The organism is Campylobacter sp. MIT 99-7217, from assembly GCF_006864365.1.
GTDB lineage: Bacteria > Campylobacterota > Campylobacteria > Campylobacterales > Campylobacteraceae > Campylobacter_D.
Genome location: NZ_QHLJ01000003.1, coordinates 177,955 through 198,897 on the forward strand (window position 1 = coordinate 177,955; position 20,943 = coordinate 198,897).

General features: G+C 32.0%; 22 protein-coding genes and 1 pseudogene. 7 read left to right on the forward strand and 16 right to left on the reverse strand.

Going from position 1 to position 20,943, the window contains the following annotated elements:
- Positions 1-3: 3 nt before the first annotated feature.
- From DMB92_RS03865 to DMB92_RS03880, 4 genes are all read right to left on the reverse strand, one after another.
- Positions 4-603 carry a LysE family transporter gene (locus tag DMB92_RS03865; RefSeq protein ID WP_142681741.1) on the reverse strand — a complete coding sequence of 200 codons (600 nt, stop codon included), beginning with the start codon at positions 601-603 and terminating at the stop codon, positions 4-6.
- Between the two features lie 252 nt (positions 604-855).
- Positions 856-1,128, reverse strand: coding sequence for a type II toxin-antitoxin system YafQ family toxin (locus DMB92_RS03870; RefSeq protein ID WP_142681742.1), 273 nt, complete (start codon positions 1,126-1,128; stop codon positions 856-858).
- Between the two features lie 10 nt (positions 1,129-1,138).
- Positions 1,139-1,426: a type II toxin-antitoxin system RelB/DinJ family antitoxin gene (locus DMB92_RS03875; RefSeq protein WP_142681743.1), complete on the reverse strand. Its 288-nt coding sequence runs from the start codon at positions 1,424-1,426 to the stop codon at positions 1,139-1,141.
- 58 nt (positions 1,427-1,484) lie between these two features.
- Positions 1,485-2,180, reverse strand: a complete 696-nt coding sequence (locus DMB92_RS03880; protein ID WP_142681744.1) for an NAD-dependent deacetylase — start codon at positions 2,178-2,180, stop codon at positions 1,485-1,487.
- Between the two features lie 117 nt (positions 2,181-2,297).
- Between DMB92_RS03880 and DMB92_RS03885 the strand changes: the two genes are divergently transcribed.
- From DMB92_RS03885 to DMB92_RS03895, 3 genes are all read left to right on the forward strand, one after another.
- Positions 2,298-3,065, forward strand: coding sequence for a TSUP family transporter (locus tag DMB92_RS03885; protein ID WP_142681745.1), 768 nt, complete (start codon positions 2,298-2,300; stop codon positions 3,063-3,065).
- 209 nt (positions 3,066-3,274) lie between these two features.
- Positions 3,275-4,339, forward strand: coding sequence for a hypothetical protein (locus DMB92_RS09155; RefSeq protein WP_185900156.1), 1,065 nt, complete (start codon positions 3,275-3,277; stop codon positions 4,337-4,339).
- Positions 4,340-4,424: 85 nt separating this feature from the next.
- Positions 4,425-4,829, forward strand: a complete 405-nt coding sequence (locus tag DMB92_RS03895; RefSeq protein ID WP_142681746.1) for a hypothetical protein — start codon at positions 4,425-4,427, stop codon at positions 4,827-4,829.
- A gap of 2 nt (positions 4,830-4,831) precedes the next feature.
- Here the strand turns inward: DMB92_RS03895 and DMB92_RS03900 are convergent, their stop codons facing one another.
- Positions 4,832-6,028, reverse strand: coding sequence for a type II secretion system F family protein (locus DMB92_RS03900; RefSeq protein ID WP_142681747.1), 1,197 nt, complete (start codon positions 6,026-6,028; stop codon positions 4,832-4,834).
- Positions 6,025-7,665 carry a GspE/PulE family protein gene (locus DMB92_RS03905; protein ID WP_185900157.1) on the reverse strand — a complete coding sequence of 547 codons (1,641 nt, stop codon included), beginning with the start codon at positions 7,663-7,665 and terminating at the stop codon, positions 6,025-6,027. Before DMB92_RS03905 ends, DMB92_RS03900 begins: the two co-directional genes overlap by 4 nt.
- A 384-nt stretch (positions 7,666-8,049) precedes the next feature.
- Here DMB92_RS03905 and plsY point away from each other — a divergent pair, with 384 nt between their 5' ends.
- From plsY to DMB92_RS03925, 4 genes are all read left to right on the forward strand, one after another.
- A complete protein-coding gene (plsY, locus tag DMB92_RS03910; protein WP_142681807.1) occupies positions 8,050-8,655 on the forward strand; it encodes a glycerol-3-phosphate 1-O-acyltransferase PlsY in 606 nt (201 codons plus the stop codon).
- Positions 8,640-8,957: a dihydroneopterin aldolase gene (locus DMB92_RS03915; RefSeq protein WP_142681749.1), complete on the forward strand. Its 318-nt coding sequence runs from the start codon at positions 8,640-8,642 to the stop codon at positions 8,955-8,957. The genes plsY and DMB92_RS03915 overlap by 16 nt, the downstream gene beginning before the upstream one ends.
- An 81-nt stretch (positions 8,958-9,038) precedes the next feature.
- A complete protein-coding gene (gene hsrA / locus DMB92_RS03920; protein ID WP_142681750.1) occupies positions 9,039-9,710 on the forward strand; it encodes a homeostatic response regulator transcription factor HsrA in 672 nt (223 codons plus the stop codon).
- Positions 9,711-9,760: 50 nt separating this feature from the next.
- Complete coding sequence (locus DMB92_RS03925; RefSeq protein ID WP_142681751.1) at positions 9,761-11,227, forward strand: Ppx/GppA phosphatase family protein; 1,467 nt, start codon at positions 9,761-9,763, stop codon at positions 11,225-11,227.
- On the opposite strand, the gene DMB92_RS03930 is transcribed toward DMB92_RS03925, so the two are convergent.
- From DMB92_RS03930 to DMB92_RS03975, 10 genes and pseudogenes are all read right to left on the reverse strand, one after another.
- Positions 11,215-12,036 (reverse strand): hypothetical protein, encoded by an 822-nt coding sequence (locus tag DMB92_RS03930; RefSeq protein ID WP_142681752.1) that lies wholly within the window; start codon positions 12,034-12,036, stop codon positions 11,215-11,217. The two genes, DMB92_RS03925 and DMB92_RS03930, sit on opposite strands and share 13 nt — an antisense overlap.
- A complete protein-coding gene (gene fliN / locus DMB92_RS03935) occupies positions 12,033-12,350 on the reverse strand; it encodes a flagellar motor switch protein FliN (protein ID WP_142681753.1) in 318 nt (105 codons plus the stop codon). Before fliN ends, DMB92_RS03930 begins: the two co-directional genes overlap by 4 nt.
- Positions 12,343-12,771 (reverse strand): hypothetical protein, encoded by a 429-nt coding sequence (locus DMB92_RS03940; RefSeq protein ID WP_142681754.1) that lies wholly within the window; start codon positions 12,769-12,771, stop codon positions 12,343-12,345. The genes fliN and DMB92_RS03940 overlap by 8 nt, the downstream gene beginning before the upstream one ends.
- Before the next feature lie 66 nt (positions 12,772-12,837).
- The gene (gene trpA / locus DMB92_RS03945; protein WP_142681755.1) at positions 12,838-13,584 is read right to left on the reverse strand and encodes a tryptophan synthase subunit alpha; all 747 of its coding nucleotides are present in this window, start codon (positions 13,582-13,584) and stop codon (positions 12,838-12,840) included.
- Complete coding sequence (gene trpB, locus DMB92_RS03950; RefSeq protein ID WP_142681756.1) at positions 13,577-14,755, reverse strand: tryptophan synthase subunit beta; 1,179 nt, start codon at positions 14,753-14,755, stop codon at positions 13,577-13,579. The genes trpA and trpB overlap by 8 nt, the downstream gene beginning before the upstream one ends.
- On the reverse strand, positions 14,752-15,384 hold the full coding sequence (locus DMB92_RS03955) for a phosphoribosylanthranilate isomerase (protein ID WP_142681757.1): 633 nt from the start codon (positions 15,382-15,384) through the stop codon (positions 14,752-14,754). Before DMB92_RS03955 ends, trpB begins: the two co-directional genes overlap by 4 nt.
- Before the next feature lie 27 nt (positions 15,385-15,411).
- Positions 15,412-17,025: an anthranilate phosphoribosyltransferase gene (gene trpD / locus DMB92_RS03960; protein ID WP_142681758.1), complete on the reverse strand. Its 1,614-nt coding sequence runs from the start codon at positions 17,023-17,025 to the stop codon at positions 15,412-15,414.
- Between the two features lie 272 nt (positions 17,026-17,297).
- Positions 17,298-18,542, reverse strand: a pseudogene (locus tag DMB92_RS03965) (anthranilate synthase component I family protein); the annotation flags it as partial.
- Between the two features lie 464 nt (positions 18,543-19,006).
- Positions 19,007-19,693 carry a DUF4276 family protein gene (locus tag DMB92_RS03970; protein WP_142681760.1) on the reverse strand — a complete coding sequence of 229 codons (687 nt, stop codon included), beginning with the start codon at positions 19,691-19,693 and terminating at the stop codon, positions 19,007-19,009.
- Complete coding sequence (locus tag DMB92_RS03975) at positions 19,693-20,772, reverse strand: AAA family ATPase (protein WP_142681761.1); 1,080 nt, start codon at positions 20,770-20,772, stop codon at positions 19,693-19,695. The genes DMB92_RS03970 and DMB92_RS03975 overlap by 1 nt, the downstream gene beginning before the upstream one ends.
- Between the last annotated feature and the right edge of the window lie 171 nt (positions 20,773-20,943).

Genomic DNA, 20,943 nt, shown 5'->3' on the forward strand with positions numbered 1-20,943 from the left:
TTTTTATCCTATAAAAGTTTTATAAAGTAAAAATATAGCAAAATACTCTATAATAAGTGCTGAAACGATATTGATAAGGAAAAGAATTTTTGCTGTGATGAAGTGCCTAAATTTACTCACAAAAAAAGAAAGTGTAAAAATCCATGTCAAGATAGCAAGCACCACGCCCACAAACATAAGCACAGGATAAGAGTTTTTACTCATCAGCAAGGTAGTACTTAGCCAAAAGCCTATGACATAGGGATTTGCCATATTTAGAGTAAAGCCTTTTGCATAGCTTTTATACGCACTTTCAAGCCTTTGTTCTTGGTTGAAATTTAACTCTTTGGGCTTGTTTTTGATCATCAAAAAGGCTAAAAAGCTCAAGAAACAAAAACCAAATATCGCAAAAGCCTTTTGCACAAACTCATTTTGCAAAAAAGCTAAAGCACCTAAATTTAAAAGCAAAAGATATAAAAAATCTACACTCATAGCCCCAAGCCCCAAACTAAAGCCATTTTTAAAGGACTTTAGAGCATAAAGCAAGATCAAAACATTTATAGGACCAAAAGGCACGCTCACACCAAAGCCTAAAACAGCACCATTTATAAAAGACTCAAGCACAAAAAACTCCTTTTATTTCTTGGTTTATGAGCTTAAATTTTACCTTATTTTTTATCAAGACTTTAAAAATTTTCAAAATATCTACTTTTTAAAGCTCATACATTTTTCTCGAATAAGCTTTCATTTTAAAGCTTTTATTAAATTTATGATATTTACCATACTTTAAGAAATGTAAAATTTTATTTTTTATATCATTTTATGAGTAAAAACAAGAATTTGCAATCTGCTTAACAAATCATCGCTTTTTGAGCTTTATTTAAAAAGCTGGGCGTGAGTGCCTATCCTTACTAGATATAGTATTTCATTTTCTATTTTATAAATCACCAGCATATCGCTTGCTATATGAAATTCTCTATATTTTGCGTATTCGCCTAATAACTGATGATCCCTTGCTTCTTTTGGTAGCTCTTTACCCTCGCTAAGCAAGGATATGTAGCTTATAAATCTTTGAAATTCTGTGTCATTGAGTCTTATTTTATTAAAATTCTTAATAAAATTTTTCTCTCGCTCTATCTTTAATGCCATTTTGCACCTTTTAGCTACTCTTTAGCTTTTGTGCTTCATATTCAGCTATAAGCTGTTCTATGGTAACTTCTTCTAAATTCTCGTCTTTTTCTACATTTTCTATCGCCCTTATCGTCTCTTCATTTGGTATATTTTGCCCCTTTAACTCAAAGGGTATAGCACTATCTCGTATCACAGCCTTAGCGAAAATATTAAAAGCGGAGCTTAAATTTAGCCCCATAGAATTAATAATGCGTTCAAAATGCTTTTTATCCTCTTTGTCCATTCTAAAGGTTACATTTATAGTCTTATTTTGCATGGCTCTTTCCTTTATTTTGACATGAAATTAAGGTATTTTACCATAAATTTATGTATTTTTACGCTGCTCTTAAAAAATCTTCTATATCCTTTGCTATCTGATCAATAGCAAGTTCAGCACTTTGATAATAGCATTTATCAAAATAAGCCTCAAGTTTTTCATCTTTTTCAAGATTGTTTAAAATACTTTTTTCACACATTCTAGCATAATGTCCCACAGGCAAAACCGCCCCAGATGTGCCTATACAAACAAAAAGAGAAGTTTGCTTCAAAAGCTCATAAAGCACGCTATACATGGGAGCTTGTTCTTCAAACATGACTATATTATGCCTCAAATTTAAGCTTTTGCACTTAGGGCAAATCTTGCCCCTTTGGCTTTCATATCCTATATCAAAAATGCTCCCACAATCCATACAAACAAGCTCAGGTAAAAAGCCATGCAAATGAGTAACCTCAGCACAACCTGCTCTTTCAAGCAAATCATCGACATTTTGCGTGATGATAAATAAATTTTTTGTATATTTTTCTTTGAGTTTGGCTATCATTTCATGAGCATGATTTGGCTTAACCTTGGCAAGTTCTGCTCTTCTTGTATCATAAAAATCAAAGATTTTTTGAGGATTTTTCCTAAAGGCTGTTGCAGAGCAAACCTCCATGACATTATGATTGTCCCAAAGACCATCATGATCTCTAAAAGTTTTTAAACCACTTGGAGCAGAAAGCCCTGCTCCGCTTAAAATCATCACATTTTTCATCATACAATCCCAAAATTTAATTTTAAAAACACATTATAATTCAAATTAACTTAGATTTAGTTTTTTAAGTAAAAATAAAAGCAAATTTATTTATACTTACATGCAAAGGTTTTTGCTATGGAAGGTATAATACAAATTGATACTATTTATTATTTTATTTTATTTTTTGTCGCTATTTTCGCAGGTTTTGTTGATGCTATTGTTGGAGGTGGAGGGCTTATCACTTTACCAGCCTTAATGGCAAGTGGTATACCACCTCATTTAGCACTAAGCACAAACAAGCTTCAAAGTGTTTTTGGCTCATTTACTGCTATGCTAACTTATTTTAAGGCTAGAAGCCTTGCTTATCTTGGCTTAGGAGTGCTTTTTACAGCCTTAGGGGCTACAATGGGTGCTATTTTAGTGCTTTATATCAACGATAAACACTTAAAGCTTATCGTCCTTGTTTTCTTAGCTCTAACTTTCATTTACACAGCCTTAAAGCCAAATCTTGGAAAACATAAGGGCGAAGCAAAGATTAATATCAAGCTTTTTCATTTCATTTTTGGGCTTATTTTGGGCTTTTATGATGGCTTTTTAGGACCTGGAACTGGCTCATTTTGGATCTTTGCTTGCGTAGTATTTTTGGGGCTTAGTATGAAAGAAGCAAGCATAAATACTAAAATCTTAAATTTTACAAGCAATATCATAGCCCTTATAGTATTTTTATGTTTTTACAAACTGCTTTGGGATATAGGAATTTTAATGGGAGTAGGACAGATCATAGGAGCTTATCTTGGCTCAAAACTTGTTTTAAAAACTGAGGCTAAATTTATCAAAAAGCTTTTTTTAGCTGTGGTATTTCTCACTCTTTTAAAAGTAACTTATGATTATTTTATGTCTTAAATTTAAGTTGATTTTTTGTGATTTTTATTATAATTAAAAGGATTTTAGTAAACAAGGAAATAATGAATTGGTTTAAGCCTATGGAATAAATAGAAAAAGGTGCTAATTGATAAGTATTGAAAGAGTAATTTATTATTTTATATATCAGCTTGCGGTAAGTCCGTTTGTAAGGCTAATACAATCTGGCTCAAATAAATTAAGGTAAATTAATGTATATTCACGCCACGCCGTCTTTTTTCGTCAATGCTGATGATGCAGTGTTTAAAGCTAGCAAAGCAGAGCTTTATCTTAAAAATAAAGAGGATTTTAAAACAAGCGATGTAGTATCAAAAAATAATGAAGTAAAAATCTCTTTTTTTGAAAATGAAAAGCAAATCTCCTTAAATTTAAGCAAAGAAAGCCTTGAGCTTTTAAAAACGCATTTTAATGAGAATAATTTTTTAAGTCTTAGTGATGGAAGCATTGGTTTAAACGCGTCGGCTGCTAAATTTGTGCTTGGTTGGTATAAAGACATTGCTTATGAGAGAGGGTTTTTAAACGCAGACCTTGATAAAAATGGAATTATTTCAGATTATGAGCATTTGGGCTTTAAAAACTCAGTCAAAAGCTCATTTTGGACAAGCAGCGATGATGATATAATGTTTTTAAACGGCACAAATGACAAAGCGCAAGGCTACGCACAAGGAAAAATCGGTCATAAAAATCTTTCTTTAGATGAGCTTTTGGATACGACCATAAAAAGTGATAAAAATTTTGATGGTGTGCTTACAAATTTAGAAAAATCCTCAAATGGTGGCAGTTTAAATGAAGGATATGAAAATCTTGTCAAAGAAGCTTTAGAAAGAATTTATGAAGAAAAAGCAAAGGATATGAGCTTTTCTATCATTGCTGATGTTGAGGGCAAAGTAGCTAAGAATATAGGTGAAAGAGGCAAAAGCAAGCAAGCTGTTAAGCAAATTTATGATAATTTTTTAGGTAAAATCAATCTTTCAAGCTTAAATAAAAACGAACAAGAGCATATAAATTTCTTTGAAAATTTAAACACAAAAAATCCAAAACTTAAAAAGGATAGCAAAGAGCTAGAAAAAGAACTTTTAATGCAAAAATATCCCGAATTTAAAGCTCTTATCCAAAGCAATGAAAACATTGATGAAACGCAGTTAAAAAATCTCAAAGCAAAAAGGCAAACAAGTAAAAATTATCAAGCTTTATCAAAACAAGATTTGAGGCAAGAATTTAGCCAAGCTGTGTTTAAAACGGATTTAGAAATTTAAAAATCCTAAAAACAATTTATTTTAAATTTATGCAATCTTAGCTACAATTAAAAATCATTACAAAAATATACTCAGTGGGGATTATATGAAAAAAAATGTTTTTATTTTAAGTTTTTTATGCATCTTTGCTTATGCTGATAAATGCAAAAGTGCTGAAATGCAAGAAGCTTTAATGCAAATAAAAAGTATTTTTAACCTACCTCAAAAAATTGATAAAATTACGATTTTAAAAGATATTGTTTGTGAAAATGATACCTTAGGATATATCTATGATATAGAATTTAACGATTTTGACCAAAAGCTTAGTCAAAATAACAATATGCAAGAACTTATGAAAAAATCCATTCTAGCACAAAACAAATCATATTATTGTGATAGTGATTTGTCAGCATATTACAGAGATGAAGATATGGCAATGAGTTGGACTTATTATAAAAATGGAGAAATTTTTATCCACAATAAAATATCAAATAAAGATTGTTTAAAATGAAATCAAAAGCTTATAGAGCTATTTAGTTCCCACATAGGCAAAAATATCCCCAAAGCCAAACAAAGCACCAAAATCGCTACCAAAAAAGTCATCAAAGGTTCGAGTAAGAATATAAATTTACTCATCAAATTTTCTTGTTTTGTTTCATAAAAATTTGAAATTTTCTCACTCATCAAATCAAGCTTAGCACTTTTCATAGCTATATTAAGCATGGAAAGTACAACCCCTTCAAAAAGATGAGACTTTTTAAAAGCTTCATCTGGGCTTAAACCCTGCTGACAAAGTGTTGAAATGTGTTTGCATTTTTTGCAAAGAAATTTATTTTTTAGACTTGAGCTCGCAAGAAAAAAGGCGGTCAAAAAATCAACCTTATTTTTTAAAAGCAAAGAAAAGACCAAGAAAAAAGTGCAAAATTCATTATAAAAAATCATATTTTTAACAAAGGGTATTTTAAGCAATAAAAAATCCACCCAAAGGCTAAATATAGTTATTTTTGTATATGCAAAATAAAACACACAAATACAAAAGATCATGCAAATTAATAAAACAAAATAATACTCATCTAAAAACTCATACACTCCAAATAAAATCCTCGTTATCAAGGGTAAATTTATACCAAAATCATCAAAAATCATCTTAAACTGAGGCATTACAAAAAGTATCAAACATGCAAAAGCAATGATCAAGCTTATAAAAACAAACAAAGGATAGCTCAAAGCCTTTTTAATACGCTTTTGATTGTCTAAGCTTTTTTCTTTAAGCTCACAAAGCTTAGAAAAAATAAAGGCTAAATCGCCTGTATTTTCGCCCATTTTGATCAAGGTAAGCTCACTTTGAGATAGTGTAAAACTCGTATTTTCAAAGGCTTGAGCGAGGCTTTGTCCGTGGGAGAGGTTGTATTTTATTTCTTGTAAAAAAAGGCTTAGGTTTTTATCGTAAGGATTATCAAGAAGACTTTGCAAAGCCAAAGTAAAGCTAATGCCTGAGCCAAGCAAGAGTGCAAATTCCTTATAAAGAAAGGCAAGAACTTCTGCCTTAAGCTGAGTATGGAAAAAAGATCTTTGAGTAAGCAAAGTAAGCTCTAAAACCTTTAAATTCATACCCTTAAGCTTTTTTGTAGCACCAAGTTCATCTTTTGCCCTGATGATAAGGGTTTTTTCCCTCTTATCTTTTAAAACAAGAGCTTTAAAAACTTTCATCTTAAAACCCTCAAAAGCTCTTCTATGCTCGTAATGCCCTGCTCTGCCTTTTGCAAGCCATTTTCAAGCATACTTTTATAACCTTGCTTTTTAAGATAGCTTAAAAACTCTTGTTTAGTTGCGTTTGATCTTATAAGCTCGCTTACTTGCTCATCGACAAACAAAAACTCAGCCACAAGCTCACGCCCCTTATAGCCACTCATCTTACAATATTCACACCCTAAAGCCTCGTAAAACTCGCCCTCAAATTCTTTATATCTTTTAGAACTTTTAAAAGAACAATGCACACAAAGCTTTCTTACAAGCCTTTGAGCAATAACCAAACTCAAAGAAGAAGCAAGTAAATAAGGCTTTGCATTCATATCAAGCATTCTGCTTACCGCTCCTAAGGCATCGTTTGTGTGCAAAGTAGAAAAAACTAAATGCCCTGTTAGAGAGGATTTTATCGCTATATCAAGACTTTGTTCATCGCGAATTTCTCCTATCATGATAACATCAGGATCTTGTCTTAAAATAGCACGCAAGGCATTGTTAAAATCAAGCCCTGCTTTTTCATTAAGTAAAATTTGTTGCACTAAATCAAGCTTGTATTCTATGGGATCTTCAGCGGTAATAATCTTTTTTTGCATGCTTTTTATTTCATTTAAACACGCATATAAAGTCGTGCTTTTTCCACTTCCTGTAGGTCCTGTAAGCAAGATAAGCCCATAAGCTTCATGAATTTTTTTCTTTAGTAAATTTAAATCTTTATTTAAGAAATTTAAATGCTCTAGAGCAAAAAAGTCTTTTTTATGCTCTAATATCCTTATAACCAAGCTTTCTCCGTAAAATAAGGGCAAAGATGAAAGTCTAAAATCATATTCTAAGCCCTCAAAGCTCATACTAAAACTTCCATCTTGAGCCTTTCTTTTTTCGGCTAAATTAAGATGAGATTTAAGTTTTATATAAGAATTTAAGGCTTCATAAATTTCATATTCAAGTTCTAAAAATAAGCTTAAAACCCCATCTATCCTAAAACGGATCAAAGCCCTATTTTCACTTGGCTCTAAATGTATATCACTTGTTCTAAGCCTTATAGCTTCTTTGATAAGAAGCTCAAAAAATGCACTTACACCACTTTGCTCTTTTTGGGTATTATCCTTAAGCTCTGTTTTGATCTGTGCTAAGAGTAAAGAAATTTGCTCTTTTAAACTTAAATCCTGCAAAAACTCGGCTATCTTAAGGGGATTTGCAAGATAAGGCTTTACAAATTTATCCTTAAAGAAATTTTGAATTTTTTGTAAATTTAAAAAAGAACTAGGCTCACAAAAGGCGATATAAATATTTTCTTTATCCTCCTTAAAAGGAAGTGCCTTAAGACTTAAAAGCAAATTTAAAGGAAGCTTAGAAACAAACACTTCATCTAGACTTAAATCCACAAATTCCAAGCCCTTAAACGAGGCAAAAGATCTTAAAAAATCCTCCACCTTAAGCTTAAAATGCAAGCAAAGCCTATTAAGAAAATGAGGATTTTTCTCATAAAACAAAAACACATACCCAGCCAAATCATCAAAAGAATACTCCCTCAAAAACTCTTCTATACTTGCTTTTTGCACTCCTTTTACTTCACAAAGGTATTGTAAAAAATCATCATTCATTGTCTTGCTTTTCATACATAAATTTAAAACATTGTATCTAAAAAAGCAAGAAGTGCTTTTAAAATCCTTAAAAATCTATCATTTTTAAGAAAAAGTATTACTTTTAGAACTTAATTTATTTTAAATTTATTATGCTATAATGGGGCTTTTAATACCATACAAAGAGTTTTTATGAAAAATGTTACCTTAATTTTTGCAAGCATTTTAGCTCTTGCTTTTGTTGCTATTTTAAGTACTCACGATAAGTTTTTATATATCATTTTAGCAGGCGTTTTGAGTGGAGGAACGCTTTATTTTATAGCTTTTAAAAAGCTTGATCTTGAAGATTCTAAATTTTATATCCTTGTGGGCTTTTTTGTCATTTTTGGTTTTGCCTTGCATAGAATGAATTTAATGATTTATCTGCTTGCTTATTTGATAGGTTCTATCCCTTTTGGTTTGCTTTTAGCTCAATTTTTTGCCAAAATCAATATCCAAAATGAAGGCAGCAAAAGCATAGGTGCGACTAATGTTTTAAGAGTGGTCAAAAAAGAAAATCCCAAACTTGCTAAAAAACTTGCTGTTGCGACTTTGCTTTTAGACTTTGCAAAGGCTTTTGTGCCTATTATCCTTGCTCAATTTTTAGGCTTTGATGATAATATGCTTTGGAGCATAGGGGTGTTTTGTGTTTTGGGGCATTGTTTTTCTGCTTATTTATCACTTGAGGGTGGAAAAGGCGTAGCCACAGCAGCAGGAGTTATGGCTGCTTTACTTCCTTTAGAGCTTCTCATTGGCTTTGTAGCTTGGTTTATCGTTGCTAAGGTCTTTAAAATTTCAAGTCTAGCTTCCTTGGTCGCTTTGGTTTTTTTCCTTGCAAGTTCTTTTATCTTGCATTATGATATGAGCATTAACACGCACGCACCTGTTTTAATCATCTGTTTTATCATCGTTTATAAGCATATACCCAATATCAAAAGAATGTTTAAAAAAGAAGAATGCAAAGTCATATAAAAATCAAACTTAAATTTAAGTGTATCATCGGTATTTTAGACTTTGAACGCAAAAAAAAACAAAAAATACAAATCAAACTCGAAGCCAAGTCTGATGATTTTTTAGACTATGCACAGCTTGTAAATCATCTTAAAAAAATTTATAAAACACGCCAATTTAAACTCATCGAAGAATCCCTAGAAGAACTTTGCCATGAACTTAAAAATTTATATCCTCAAATCAAATTTTTAAAAATCACACTTTATAAGCTCAAGATCATCAAGAAAGCTAAGGTGGGTTCGAGTATAGAACGGATTTATTAATTTTTTTTTAAAGTTTTTTAAATATTTACTTAAATTATGTTATGATTTTTAAAAATTTTTAACTTCGAAGGAAAAAAGGAAATGAGAATTTTAGTAATTGAAGATGATAATTCACTCAATAAAACCATAGTGGATAACCTAAATCAATTTGGCTATCAAACGGATTTTTCAGAAAATTTCAAAGACGGAGAATACTACATAGGGATAAGACGCTATGATCTTGTGCTTTCAAGCTGGAATTTGCCTGATGGCGAAGGTGCTGATCTGATCAATATCATCAAACAAAAATCCCCAAGAACCGCCGTTGTTATACTCTCTTCAAAAACAGACAAGCAAAATGAGATCAAAGCTTTGAAAACAGGGGCTGATGACTTTATAAAAAAACCTGTAGATCTTGACATTCTTTTAGCAAGAGTTGAGGCTAGACTTAGAATGGGCGGAACAAATGTGATAAAGATAGATGATTTGGTTATAGATCCTGATGAAGAAAAGATCACTTACAAAGGACAAGACATAGAGCTTAAGGGCAAGCCTTTTGAGGTTTTAACCCACCTAGCCAGACACTCAGATCAAATCGTTTCCAAAGAACAACTTTTAGATGCGATCTGGGAAGAGCCTGAGCTTGTAACTCCAAATGTCATCGAAGTTGCTATCAATCAAATTCGTCAAAAAATGGATAAACCTCTTAATATCTCTACCATAGAAACCGTGCGTCGTAGAGGATATAGATTTTGTTTCCCCAAAAAATCCTAGCCATTAGCATATCTTGATCTTTCAGGATATGCTCAAAATAAAGAAAATTTATGGCAAGAAAAACTGCTGTTATTGATCTTGGTTCAAATTCTGTAAGAATGGTGATCTTTGAAAAAAGTTCAAGATTTGCTTTTAATATTTGTGCTGAGTATAAAAGAAAGGTTCGGCTTGGAGAAAATGCCTATAATAACGGCAAAGTCTTACAAGCTGAAGCTATGCAAAGAACAGAAGATACTCTAGCTCATTTTAAGGCTTTAAGCCTAAAGCATAAATGTAATAAACTTTTGATCGTAGGTACTTCTGCCCTAAGAGATGCTCCAAATTCTAAGGATTTCATCAAGAGGATAAAAAATAAGCTAAAACTTAATATCCGTTGCATAGACGGAAAAACCGAATCATATCTTGGAGGCTTAGCCGCTTTAAATTTACTAAGCGATATCCAAAACGCTACCACTCTTGATATAGGCGGTGGATCAAGTGAGCTTTGCTTGATAAGAGGAGGGAAAATTGTTGATTATATATCTTTGGATATTGGCACAGTAAGACTTAAGGAGCTATTTAGTGATAAAGATAAACTTAAGGATCTTGATAACTTTTTTAAACCTCTTTTAAAACTTATCCCTGAAAGCTTTAAAAATGAAAAGCTAATCGCCATAGGAGGAAGTTTAAGAGCGCTTTCAAATTCTATCATGCAAAAAAACTCATATCCTTTAAAAACCTTACATAATTTTCATTATGAACTTAAAAATGAAAAAGCACATATTAAAAAAATACTTGCTTGCCAAAATGAGGATTTAGCAAACTATGGTATTAAAAAGGATCGCTTTGATACTATAAAAGAAGGTATTTTGATCTTTTTAAATATTGCTGAAACACTTGGAGCAAAAGAAATCATCACAAGTGGCGTTGGTGTTAGAGAGGGTGTTTTTTTACAAGATTTGCTCCCTAAAACAAAAAGCTTTCCCGTAAATTTTAACCCAAGTCTTAGATCCTTGCAAGATAGATTTTTGAAAAAAAATCATAAAAGCAAAATTAGCCTTTATTGCTCAAAAATCTTTGATGAGCTTCAAAGCCTGCATGATTTAAACATATCCTTTAAAACGAGTTTAATTAACGCTTCTAAGCTTTATCATATAGGCGAGTTTATAAGTCCTTATTATTCAAATGAACATAGTGCGTATTTGGTGCTTAATAACCTAGATTATAGGATTTCTCATAAAGAAAAAACCCTCATTGCTCACTTGATAAAATTTTCAGGAAAAAAGATCAATTCTACTCTTATTAAAGAATATCAAGATCTCTTGCCCAAATTTTCCATTCTAGCATGGCTAAGCTTTATACTAGGACTTGCAAAGATCTTAGAACAAAACTGCTTTGAAAAAGATAAAATCCAATTTAAACTAAAAAACAAATCTCTATATATCTACTCTCAAAATACCATAAATATCCCAAAAGATGAGCTTAAAAAGCTTGTTTTACCTGAAGATCTTATTTTAGTAGTAAATCAAGTGCCTTGATTTTTTTGGATTAAATTTTGTAGCTTTTGTTTATTTTCTTCAAAAATAGAATTAAAACTTTTTTCACTTTTTGCCTGAGTTTGTAAATTTGTATGTTCTTTATTTATATCGCTAATATCTAAGATTACATTTGAATTTCCAATGATCATAACATATCTTTTATCATTATAGTCTAAAATAACAAATTGATTATGTTTATCTAAATATCTTTGATAAATCAAGTCAAATTCTTTGATATTAAAAGTTTTCTTTTTTAAAGAATTTTTAATCCACCAAAGCACCGCAAGCAAAATAAACAAAACCAAAAGCACTAAAACATAATTCACATAATCAAAGCCGTCCAAACTCGAACTTTTAGGCTTTAATTCCTCTTTTGTTTCTAAATTTAAGCTTGGTTTTGCTTCTTGAACATCGTTTGTTGGGATAGCCGAAGCGTTTGGGCTTTGAGCAAGCTCTTTATTTAAGGCTCTTATTCTAAGACTTATTTTATTATTTGTATCACTTAGGGTCAAAAAAGTGTCATTTGGTGCTTCAAACATGATCAAAACCTTATTTTGTTCTGGTTTTATCAACATTTTTTTGAGTATGGGAGATTTAAATTCTTGTTCTTTTTCTTTATCAAAACTTAGTTCATTTAAGGTTAGTAAAATGAAGTTATTTTCTTTTTTCTGAGTAACATGCCCCTTATACGCACTATCAAAAGAAAGCGTAATATCTACTCTATCATTTCTATCATAAATATTATAATCCAAAAGCTTGGTTGCAAAAAGAGGTAAAACACAAAAAGAAAGTAAAATAAAAACCCTCATACTACTTCTTTTTTAAAGTATTGTAGAACCGTTTTTGAATCCAAAATTTCATTGATACGAATGGCTAGGTTTTTTTCATATACCATAACCTCGCCTTTTCCAAAAATTCTTTTATTAATATATAATTCCACGCTCTCACCAGCTGGTTTTTCAAGATCAATAACAGAACCCACATTAAGCTTTAAAAGCTCGCTAACACTCATTTGTGTCGTACCAAGCTCGCTAACAAAATCAACAGTAATATCTAAAATATCCTCATAAGAATCAAGCAAACCTGCATGTTCGCCAAATTCATTTAATCTCTCCTCAGCCATTTTTCCTATAACCTATCCTAAAACTATCTCCATCAAAATCATAAGTAAAGGCTTTATCGAGTTTAAAATTTGAAAAATCGACGCGTCCAAGATATTCAGGAATTCCAAGCTTATATTCAACATTAGAATTGCTTTCTTTAAGTGTAAGCTTGGCATGTCCTATGATTTCATTTGCCATTTCTTTTGCCAAATCACACCAATCACTTTCATCAAAGGTAATATTTTTCAAAAAAATCTTTCTAAATTTTTCAAACACCTGCTTTGGAAAAAAAAGATAGAAGTCAAACTCGCCCTCTTGGCTAGAACTTAAACTAATACTCGCTCCATAAAGTTCTCCAGAAATTTGATCACTTTCTTTTAATTTACCCTTTAAAATATCCTCAAAAAAATGTCTTATAGAATCCTCAAGTGCACGAATCACTTTTTCCTCCTTTTAAAATAAACGAAATTTCATAATTATAAACAAAACAGCTTTAAAAAACAAGATTTATTCAAAAATTTCTTTGATTTTTTTAAAAATTTCTCTTATTTTGTATTCTTTAAAAAGCTGGACTATACTTGTCCCAACGATAGCCCCATCACAAATTTGCTTTATCTTTTGCACATCTTTTTTTGTTTTAATACCAAAACCCAAAAAAACAGGCAAAGAACTTTCCTCTCTGATATCCTTGACAAGAGTCTTAAGCTTTGCTTGTTCAGCCCTTTTGCCTCCGGTAATGCCAACACTTGCCACAGCATACACAAAGCCACTTCCCCTACTTAATATCTCTTTGATACGAGGCTTAGGCGTTGTTACGCTGATAAGTGGGATTAGGGCTAAATTTGCTTCTTCGCAAAGCCTAAAAAGCTCTTCATTTTCTTCAAAAGGAAGATCAGGCACGATAAGCCCTTTAATGCCTACTTCCTTAGCCTTTTTCACAAAGCTTTGCAAACCATAAGAAAAGATCACATTATAATACACCAAAAAAACAAGAATTTTAGAAGTTTTTACCTCACTTAAAAGCTCAAAGACCTTATGTATAGTCGCCCCTTTTTCTAAGGCTTTTAAAGCAGCTTCTGAGATAATTTTTCCATCAGCAATGGGATCAGAGTATGCTATACCAAGCTCTAAAATATCGATATTTGTTCTATCAAGCCCCTCTATAAAGGATTTTGTCATCTTAAGATCTGGATATCCAGCCACCATATACGCTACATTTGCCTTATCTTTAAAATGAGTTCTAAAATTAACCATAAATTCTTCCTTTTTTGTAAGCTTTGATCGTTTCTATATCCTTATCCCCTCTTCCTGAAAGATTGACAACTATGACGCTTTTTTTGCTTAAATCCTTGCAAATTTTTGGTAAAATAGCCAAGGCATGCGCACTTTCAATAGCACTTAAAATTCCTTCTTTTTTACACAAAAACTTTAAAGCCTCGATACACTCATCATCACTTACCGCATAATAACTTGCCCTTTTACTTTCAAACAAATGAGCATGAATAGGACCAATACCCGGATAATCAAGCCCAGCTGAAATACTATGCACAGGCAAGATATTACCCAGCTCATCTTGCAAAACCTTTGTTTTCATACCATGAATGATACCTGTTCGCCCCTTTGTTAAGGTCGCTGCATGATAAGGAGTATCCACGCCAAGCCCTCCTGCTTCAACGCCTATCAAACGCACTTTTTTATCTTCTATAAATTCATAAAAAATACCCACAGCATTACTTCCTCCACCCACACAAGCAATGATCATGTCAGCTTTTTTACCCAACTTTTTCAGCTGTTTTTTTGTCTCCTTGCCGATGATACTTTGAAAATGTGCTACGATTTGAGGATAAGGATAAGGTCCAACAGCACTTCCTATCACATAAAAGGATTTTTCTATCTCATTGATCCAAGTTTGCAAGGCAGCAGTTGTGGCTTCTTTAAGGGTCTTAAGTCCATTTTTAATGCCCACAACCCTAGCTCCTAAAAGCTCTATTTTATAAACATTTAAAGCCTGTCTTTGCATATCCGTTTCGCCCATATAAATTTCACATTCTAAGCCTAAAAGTGCTGCTGCTGTGGCGGTGGCTAGTCCATGCTGCCCTGCTCCTGTCTCGGCTATCACCTTTTTTTTGCCCATTTTCTTAGCTAAAAGTACTTGGGCTAAAGCATTGTTGATCTTATGTGCTCCTGTGTGATTTAAATCCTCTCTTTTTAAATAAATTTCATGTCCAAAATGCTTGCTTAAATTTCTAGCAAAATAAAGAGGTGTCTTGCGTCCTACATAGTTTTTAAGTAAATCTTTTAACTCTTTTTTAAAATCTTTTAAAAAAGCTATTTCATGAAAAGCCTTTTCTAAGTCCTTTAAAGCAAACATTGCTGTTTCTGGTACAAACTGCCCCCCAAATTCTCCATAATAACTCTTTTTCATTCTCCAAGCTCCTTTATAATCTTTTCTACCAAGCTTATATCCTTAAGTCCAGCTTTTATTTCAACCCTTGAGTTTAGATCCAAAAGCAAGGCCTTTGTTTTTAAGGCTTCTTTGATATTTTCAAGCCCTATGCCTCCAGCTAAGCCAAAATCAAGCTTATTTTCGCTTAAAAAAGCTTGTAAAATAGGCTCATCTAAAAGCTTCCAATCAAAGCTTAGCCCATTTCCTCCCTTAAATTTTCCCTTAGTATCAAAAAGGATCAAATCAGCAAAGACTTGCTCACTCAAGTCCTTTTTAAAATCTTCATTTATGCTTAAAACCTGCCAAAGCTCTAAATTTAAAGCCTTTAAGTCCTCATATAAGCTTTTTGAAATATTTTTATAAACTTGAACCACTTTTAGCTTACAAGCCTTGGCTAGTTCTAAGATAAGCTCATCTTTTTCATCTACAAAAACACCCACGCTTTTTTTACCATGCTCATTAATGATACTAGCTATCTCAACGGCTTTTTCAAAGCTTACTTGCCTTGGGCTTTTTGTAAAGATTAAGCCCATATAATCAAGCTCAAGCCTTGCTAGCTCAAGAGCGTTTTTACTCTCTGTTATGCCACAAATTTTAATCTTTTTCAAAAGCTTCCTTTTTAAGCCTTAAAAGCTCTAAATTTGACTTAGTTTTGCTCTTTCTTCTTGAAATTCACAAAAATACTCATAAACCCTGCCTGAATATATAGCCTCAAGCACCATATCCTTTGCCTTCAAAGGATTATCCACCCTTTTGGCTGTATAAAGAGCAAAGATAGCATTTAGCACCACTATATCAAATTTAGCCCCCCTTTGCTCGCCCTTTAGAGTTTTGATTAAAATTTCAGCATTTTCTTTAGGACTTCCTCCTGCTATTTCGCTATGAAAGGCTCTTTTAAAGCCAAATTGCTCAGGGCTTATATTATAATGAATGATTTCTCCATCATCAAGCTCATAAATGCTTGTCTCATCGCAAATACTAAGCTCATCTAAGCCATCATTTCCCCTAACAACCAAGGCCTTTTTACGACCCAAAAGCCTTAAAACCTCAGCTATTAGCTTATGCACAGGGGCGTGGTAATTGCCCACAAGTTGATATTTTAAGCTTAAATTTGGATGAAGTAGGGGTCCTAAGATATTAAAAACCGTTCTTAATTTAAGCCTTTCTCTCACACTTTTAACCTCGCCAACAAGGGGGTGAAAAAAGGGAGCGTGAAAAAAGCAAAGCCTTGTTTTTTCAAGCATTAAAAGCTGTTTTTGAGGCTCTTTAAAGCCCTCGGCCTTAAGCTCGCTTAAGACATCAGAGCTGCCACTCTTACTTGATATAGCCTTATTTCCATGCTTTGCTACCCTAAGTCCAAGGGCTGCTAGTATGAAAGCCACTGTGGTTGAGATATTTATAGTTTTAAAGCCATCCCCTCCTGTGCCTACTATATCTATCATATCGCTATCATCATTAAAGGTATTTGAGTATTTTAAGATATTTTGAATGAGTGCTGTTAGGCTTTTTTCATTAAGGCTTTTTTCTGTGATTAAAACAAGCAGGGCAGCAAGCTGAATTTCTTCAAAGTCCTTACTCATAATCAAAGAACAAATTTGGCTAAAATCCTCACTATCAAGATTTTGATCAAGGCTTAATTTTTGTAAAAAGGGGGTGAAATCTTTTTTTTCTTCTTGAAGCTCACTTTTTTTAAGGCTTAAAAAATTTGAAAGTATTTTAAGTCCGTATTCGCTAAAAAAGCTCTCAGGGTGAAACTGCACCCCAAAATAAGGCAAGGATTTATGAGCAAAAGCCATTAAAACCCCATCCTCACTAAAAGCTAAAGGCTCAAGTTCCTTTGGCAAATTTACAACTTCTAAGGAGTGATAACGCATGATCTTAAAGCTTTTGGGAAGCTCTTTAAAAAGCAAATTTGAGCTTACAAGCTTTATTTTTGAGCTTATAGCATGAGCTGGTTTTTCAAGCCTTTTAATCTTTGCCTTAAAGCTTAAGGCTATGATTTGATGACCTAGGCAAATGCCAAGTATTGGGATCTTTAGCCTTGCATTGATTAGCTCTAAGCACACCCCACTATCTTTTGGATGCTTTGGCCCTGGGCTTAACACTATAAAATCAGGCTTTAAGGAGATGATTTCTTCAAGGCTTAATTCATCATTTCTTATGGTCTTAATTTCTCCCTTATAAAGGCTTTCTAGCATAGAGCGGACATTAAAAACAAAGGAATCATAATTATCTATTAAAACTATCATTTTTTATCCTTGCTAAAGGCTTTTTCTTTTGAGCCTTTGGCTAAATTTGGCTTTTTAAGCTTTGAATTTTTAGCTAAGCTTGGCTTTTTAAGCTCTAAATTTGAAGTCTTAGCAGGGCTTGTTTTTTCTAGCTTTAAGCCTTTGGTGAGGCTTTTTTTTGAAGCCTTGCCAAACTTTGCAGAGGCTAAATTTGATTTAGCGAGATCTTTTTTCCTTGCTAAATTTAAGTCTTTAGCAGAGCTTAAAAAATCCCCTTCCTCCTTTAAATTTGAGTTTTTAGAGCAAAGTTTTTCAAAAAGAGCTAATAAGGATCTTCTTTTTGCCTTTATTTCTTCATATTCTTTTTGAGCCTTGCTAGCTAGCACTATTCCAGCTCCACTTGCTAGGTAGGCCTTATTGTCTTTGAAAAAAGCTGAACGGATTAAAATAGCTAAAAGAGCGTCTTCATTAAATCTTAAAAAGCCAATAGCCCCTCCATAAACCCCTCTATTAAGCCTTTCAAGCTGGGCAATAAGCTCTAAGGCTCTAATTTTAGGCGCTCCACTAAGCGTGCCTGCTGGAAAGACAGCTGAAATAGCGTCAAATATGCTAGCATCCTTTCTTAAGCTTGCATAAACCTCGCTTACTATGTGCATGACAAATTGATAGATTTGCACGCTAAAGGCATTTTTTACCTCAATTTCAGTTCCAAATTTAGCCAAGTCATTTCTGGCTAAATCAACTAGCATTTTGTGTTCGCAAAGTTCTTTTTCATCACTTAATAAATCCTCTTGCAAGGCTTTTATATCGCTTTTTGAGTCTAAATTTCTTGTTCCTGCTATGGGGGCTACGAAAAGCTCTTTATTTTTAATGCTTAAGACAAGCTCAGGTGAAGAGCCTAAGACCACCCCATACTTGCTTGGAAAATGAAACATATAAGGGCTTGGATTTTCCTTGCTTAAGGCCTCATAAAAATCAAAGCTAGAAATATTATGCTCTATGCAAAGCTGTTTGCTTAAAACCACCTGAAAGATATCCCCGCTAAGCAAATACTGCTTAGCCTCTTTAACCATGCTTAAAAATTTTTTTTCTTCTTCTTTTAAATCACTTAGTATCTTAAATTTAAGCTCTTTTTTTTCTTTTAAGCTTGGCTCTTCTTCTTTTAAAAAGGAAAAATAGGCTTTATCTCCGTATTCATAATAAATTTTGGTATTTTTTTCATACACTAAGTAAGCCTTCGCGTCAGCAAATAAAAAAAGAGGAAAATCATAGCTTTTTAAGCTTAGCTTTTCAAGCCTTTCAAAAAGATGGATAAAATCAAAAGAAAGCACCCCAAAAAAGCCAGCCTCTTTACAAAGTGCCCTTTGGCTGGTTTTTTCATAAAATTTAGCCTTAAAAGAACTAAAATCAAGCTCTTTAGAATCTAAAAATAAAGGATCTATGCCTATGATGATCTTATCCTTATCCTCTGCAAAATAAGAAAAGGGGTATTTTTCAAGTATTTGTCTATAATAAAAATTTGCTTCTTTGCTTAACATTTTTTACCTTTAAATTTATTTGAGTTTTAGGATTTTAGAAAAAAGGCCAAAGAAAGAGGGAAAAAAGTGAGTTAGTATGAGGACTTTGAGATTTATACATTTTTTTCCTTTTTATTAAGCTTTAAAAGCTTAAAGTTTAGGATAATAAATATAAAATTTGGCTTAAAAAAGAGATTTAAAAACTGATATATCTTGATTTTTGACATAAATAAAAGCTAAAAAATTTGAAAAGCTCAATGAAAGAAGTAAATGCCAAATTTAGAAAAATTTAGATATAAAAATAACATAAATTCGAGAAATTATCAAAAAATCCTACCTTAAATTGTTCTCTTTTAAAATTTAAAGCCCTAAAGATTATATTAAAAAATAAACGCCTTAAAATCAAGCCTCAAAAATTTTGATAAGCTTTTGCAATAGCTTTGCTTTTACACCTATTTTTTCAAACTTCCATAAAAATTTAATATTTACTTTTTAAAATCTCTTAAAGAATTAAGTTTCACGCACCAGCTATTGAAATGCTGACATTTTGATCTTATATTATCTATACCAATTTCCTTTGCAATATTGCTACCGTGCAAAATCTTCCTATATTTAGGAGAATGAAAAATTTTTTCTAGTCTATGTGAGGGACTTGTTTCCTTACTATTGTTAATAAGCTCTGGATTGTCAAATTTATTAATAATATTTTCTAATTCACAAATTGATAATTCTTTCCACTCAGCATCTGCTTGTATAATTTTACCAATATCACTAAAAAGCAAGCTTTCAAATTCGTGTGGCTGTATATGGCTAAAAAATCTTTCTGTGTCGCAACACCCTTTGATTTTTTGATCAAATTTATCTTGTATATTTTTAATTTTTTCATATATATCAGTATCGGGTTTTATGCCTTCTAAAAATCTCTTATCCAATCCATAATAATCAAAAAAAGTTGTTACAAAAGCTTCCTTATCTCCATTTAAAAATTTTTTAATAAAATTAGAGACTCTATCATAGTTTAATCCCCCACCTTTATGTCCCTTAGATGTAGGTATCATGAGTGGAATAAGACATATATTAGAGCTTTGAAAATAACCGTATAAAACATCTTTTACAAATTTTTCCTCACTTTGTCCTTCACAAATTATATAACACCTTAAAATACCTGACATTATTTAGGTTTTCCTCCTATGAGATTACTTGCCCAAATTTCTCCGAGTGTATATTCTTCAAGCCAACTTTTAAGCTTTTCATTGTCTAATCTTGTAAAAGTAGATTGATTATCTTCTCTATCAACCACGATAATATTATTTGCTTCAAAATGGTTTATAAGCTCAACGGACTGAGATGAAATTATTAATTGTTTTTTTTGAGATACCCTTTTGATAATTTCACTTAAAATTTTTAATGCATAAGGATGTAGTCCTAGCTCTGGTTCATCTATAATAATAGTGTTAGGCATTAACTCAAAAGGCTGAAGTAACAAAGTAGCCAAACATATAAATCTTAAAGTGCCATCAGAAAGTATATGTGCCTTAAAAGGAGTATCAGGATCATTTTTATCATACCATTCTAATTGAATATATTCCGTATCTCTAAAAACAAATCCTCCAAAAAAAGGGGCTACATCTTGTATGGTTCTTAAAATTTGCTTGTAATGATCAGGGTAATTATTATATATTTTTTTTAAATATGGAGCTATATTTTGAGCATCTGATTTGAGCATGAGATTATCATTTTCTGCACATATCCTCTTCATTCTAGCTGTATCGCTTGTGTCGTGAAAATGATATATTTTCAATTTTTTAAGTTCATCAAGCGTATATTGTGCCACACTTCTGGAGCTAGCGACTTCCTTTGAATTAGAGATATTGCTTTCTAATAGATTGCTCCCTATTGGCTCTTTATAATTTGTATAGTTACCATCAAAACCAATATATTCATTTTTTATCATAAGTTTATTTTCATCTGTCGGAATTAAGGTAACGCAATAATGATTTCTGGAAAAAACAAATTCAAGATATAATTCTTGTGTCTTCTTTCTACCAAAGTATAAAAAATTATCAGGTCCTTTGCTCTGCGTATAAAGTTGTAAATTTTTGATAAATAAACTATTAAGGATTTTAAATATAGAGATAAAATTGCTTTTGCCTACGCCATTTGCCCCTATTAAGATATTGATATTTTCTAGTTTAAAATTTTCTAAATTTCGTATTGATTTATAACCTTTAATGGTTAATTTATCAAGCATAGACAACCTTCATAATAGTCCTTTTACCAAAAAAAATATTTTACCCAAGGTGTGATTATATCAAATTATCTTTAAATATTAAAAAGCTTAAATTTTTCAATACCTCTTTTTAAATTAAATATTTACAATATATCACATAAGCAAACTTTTTTATAAAAATAATATTGAAAC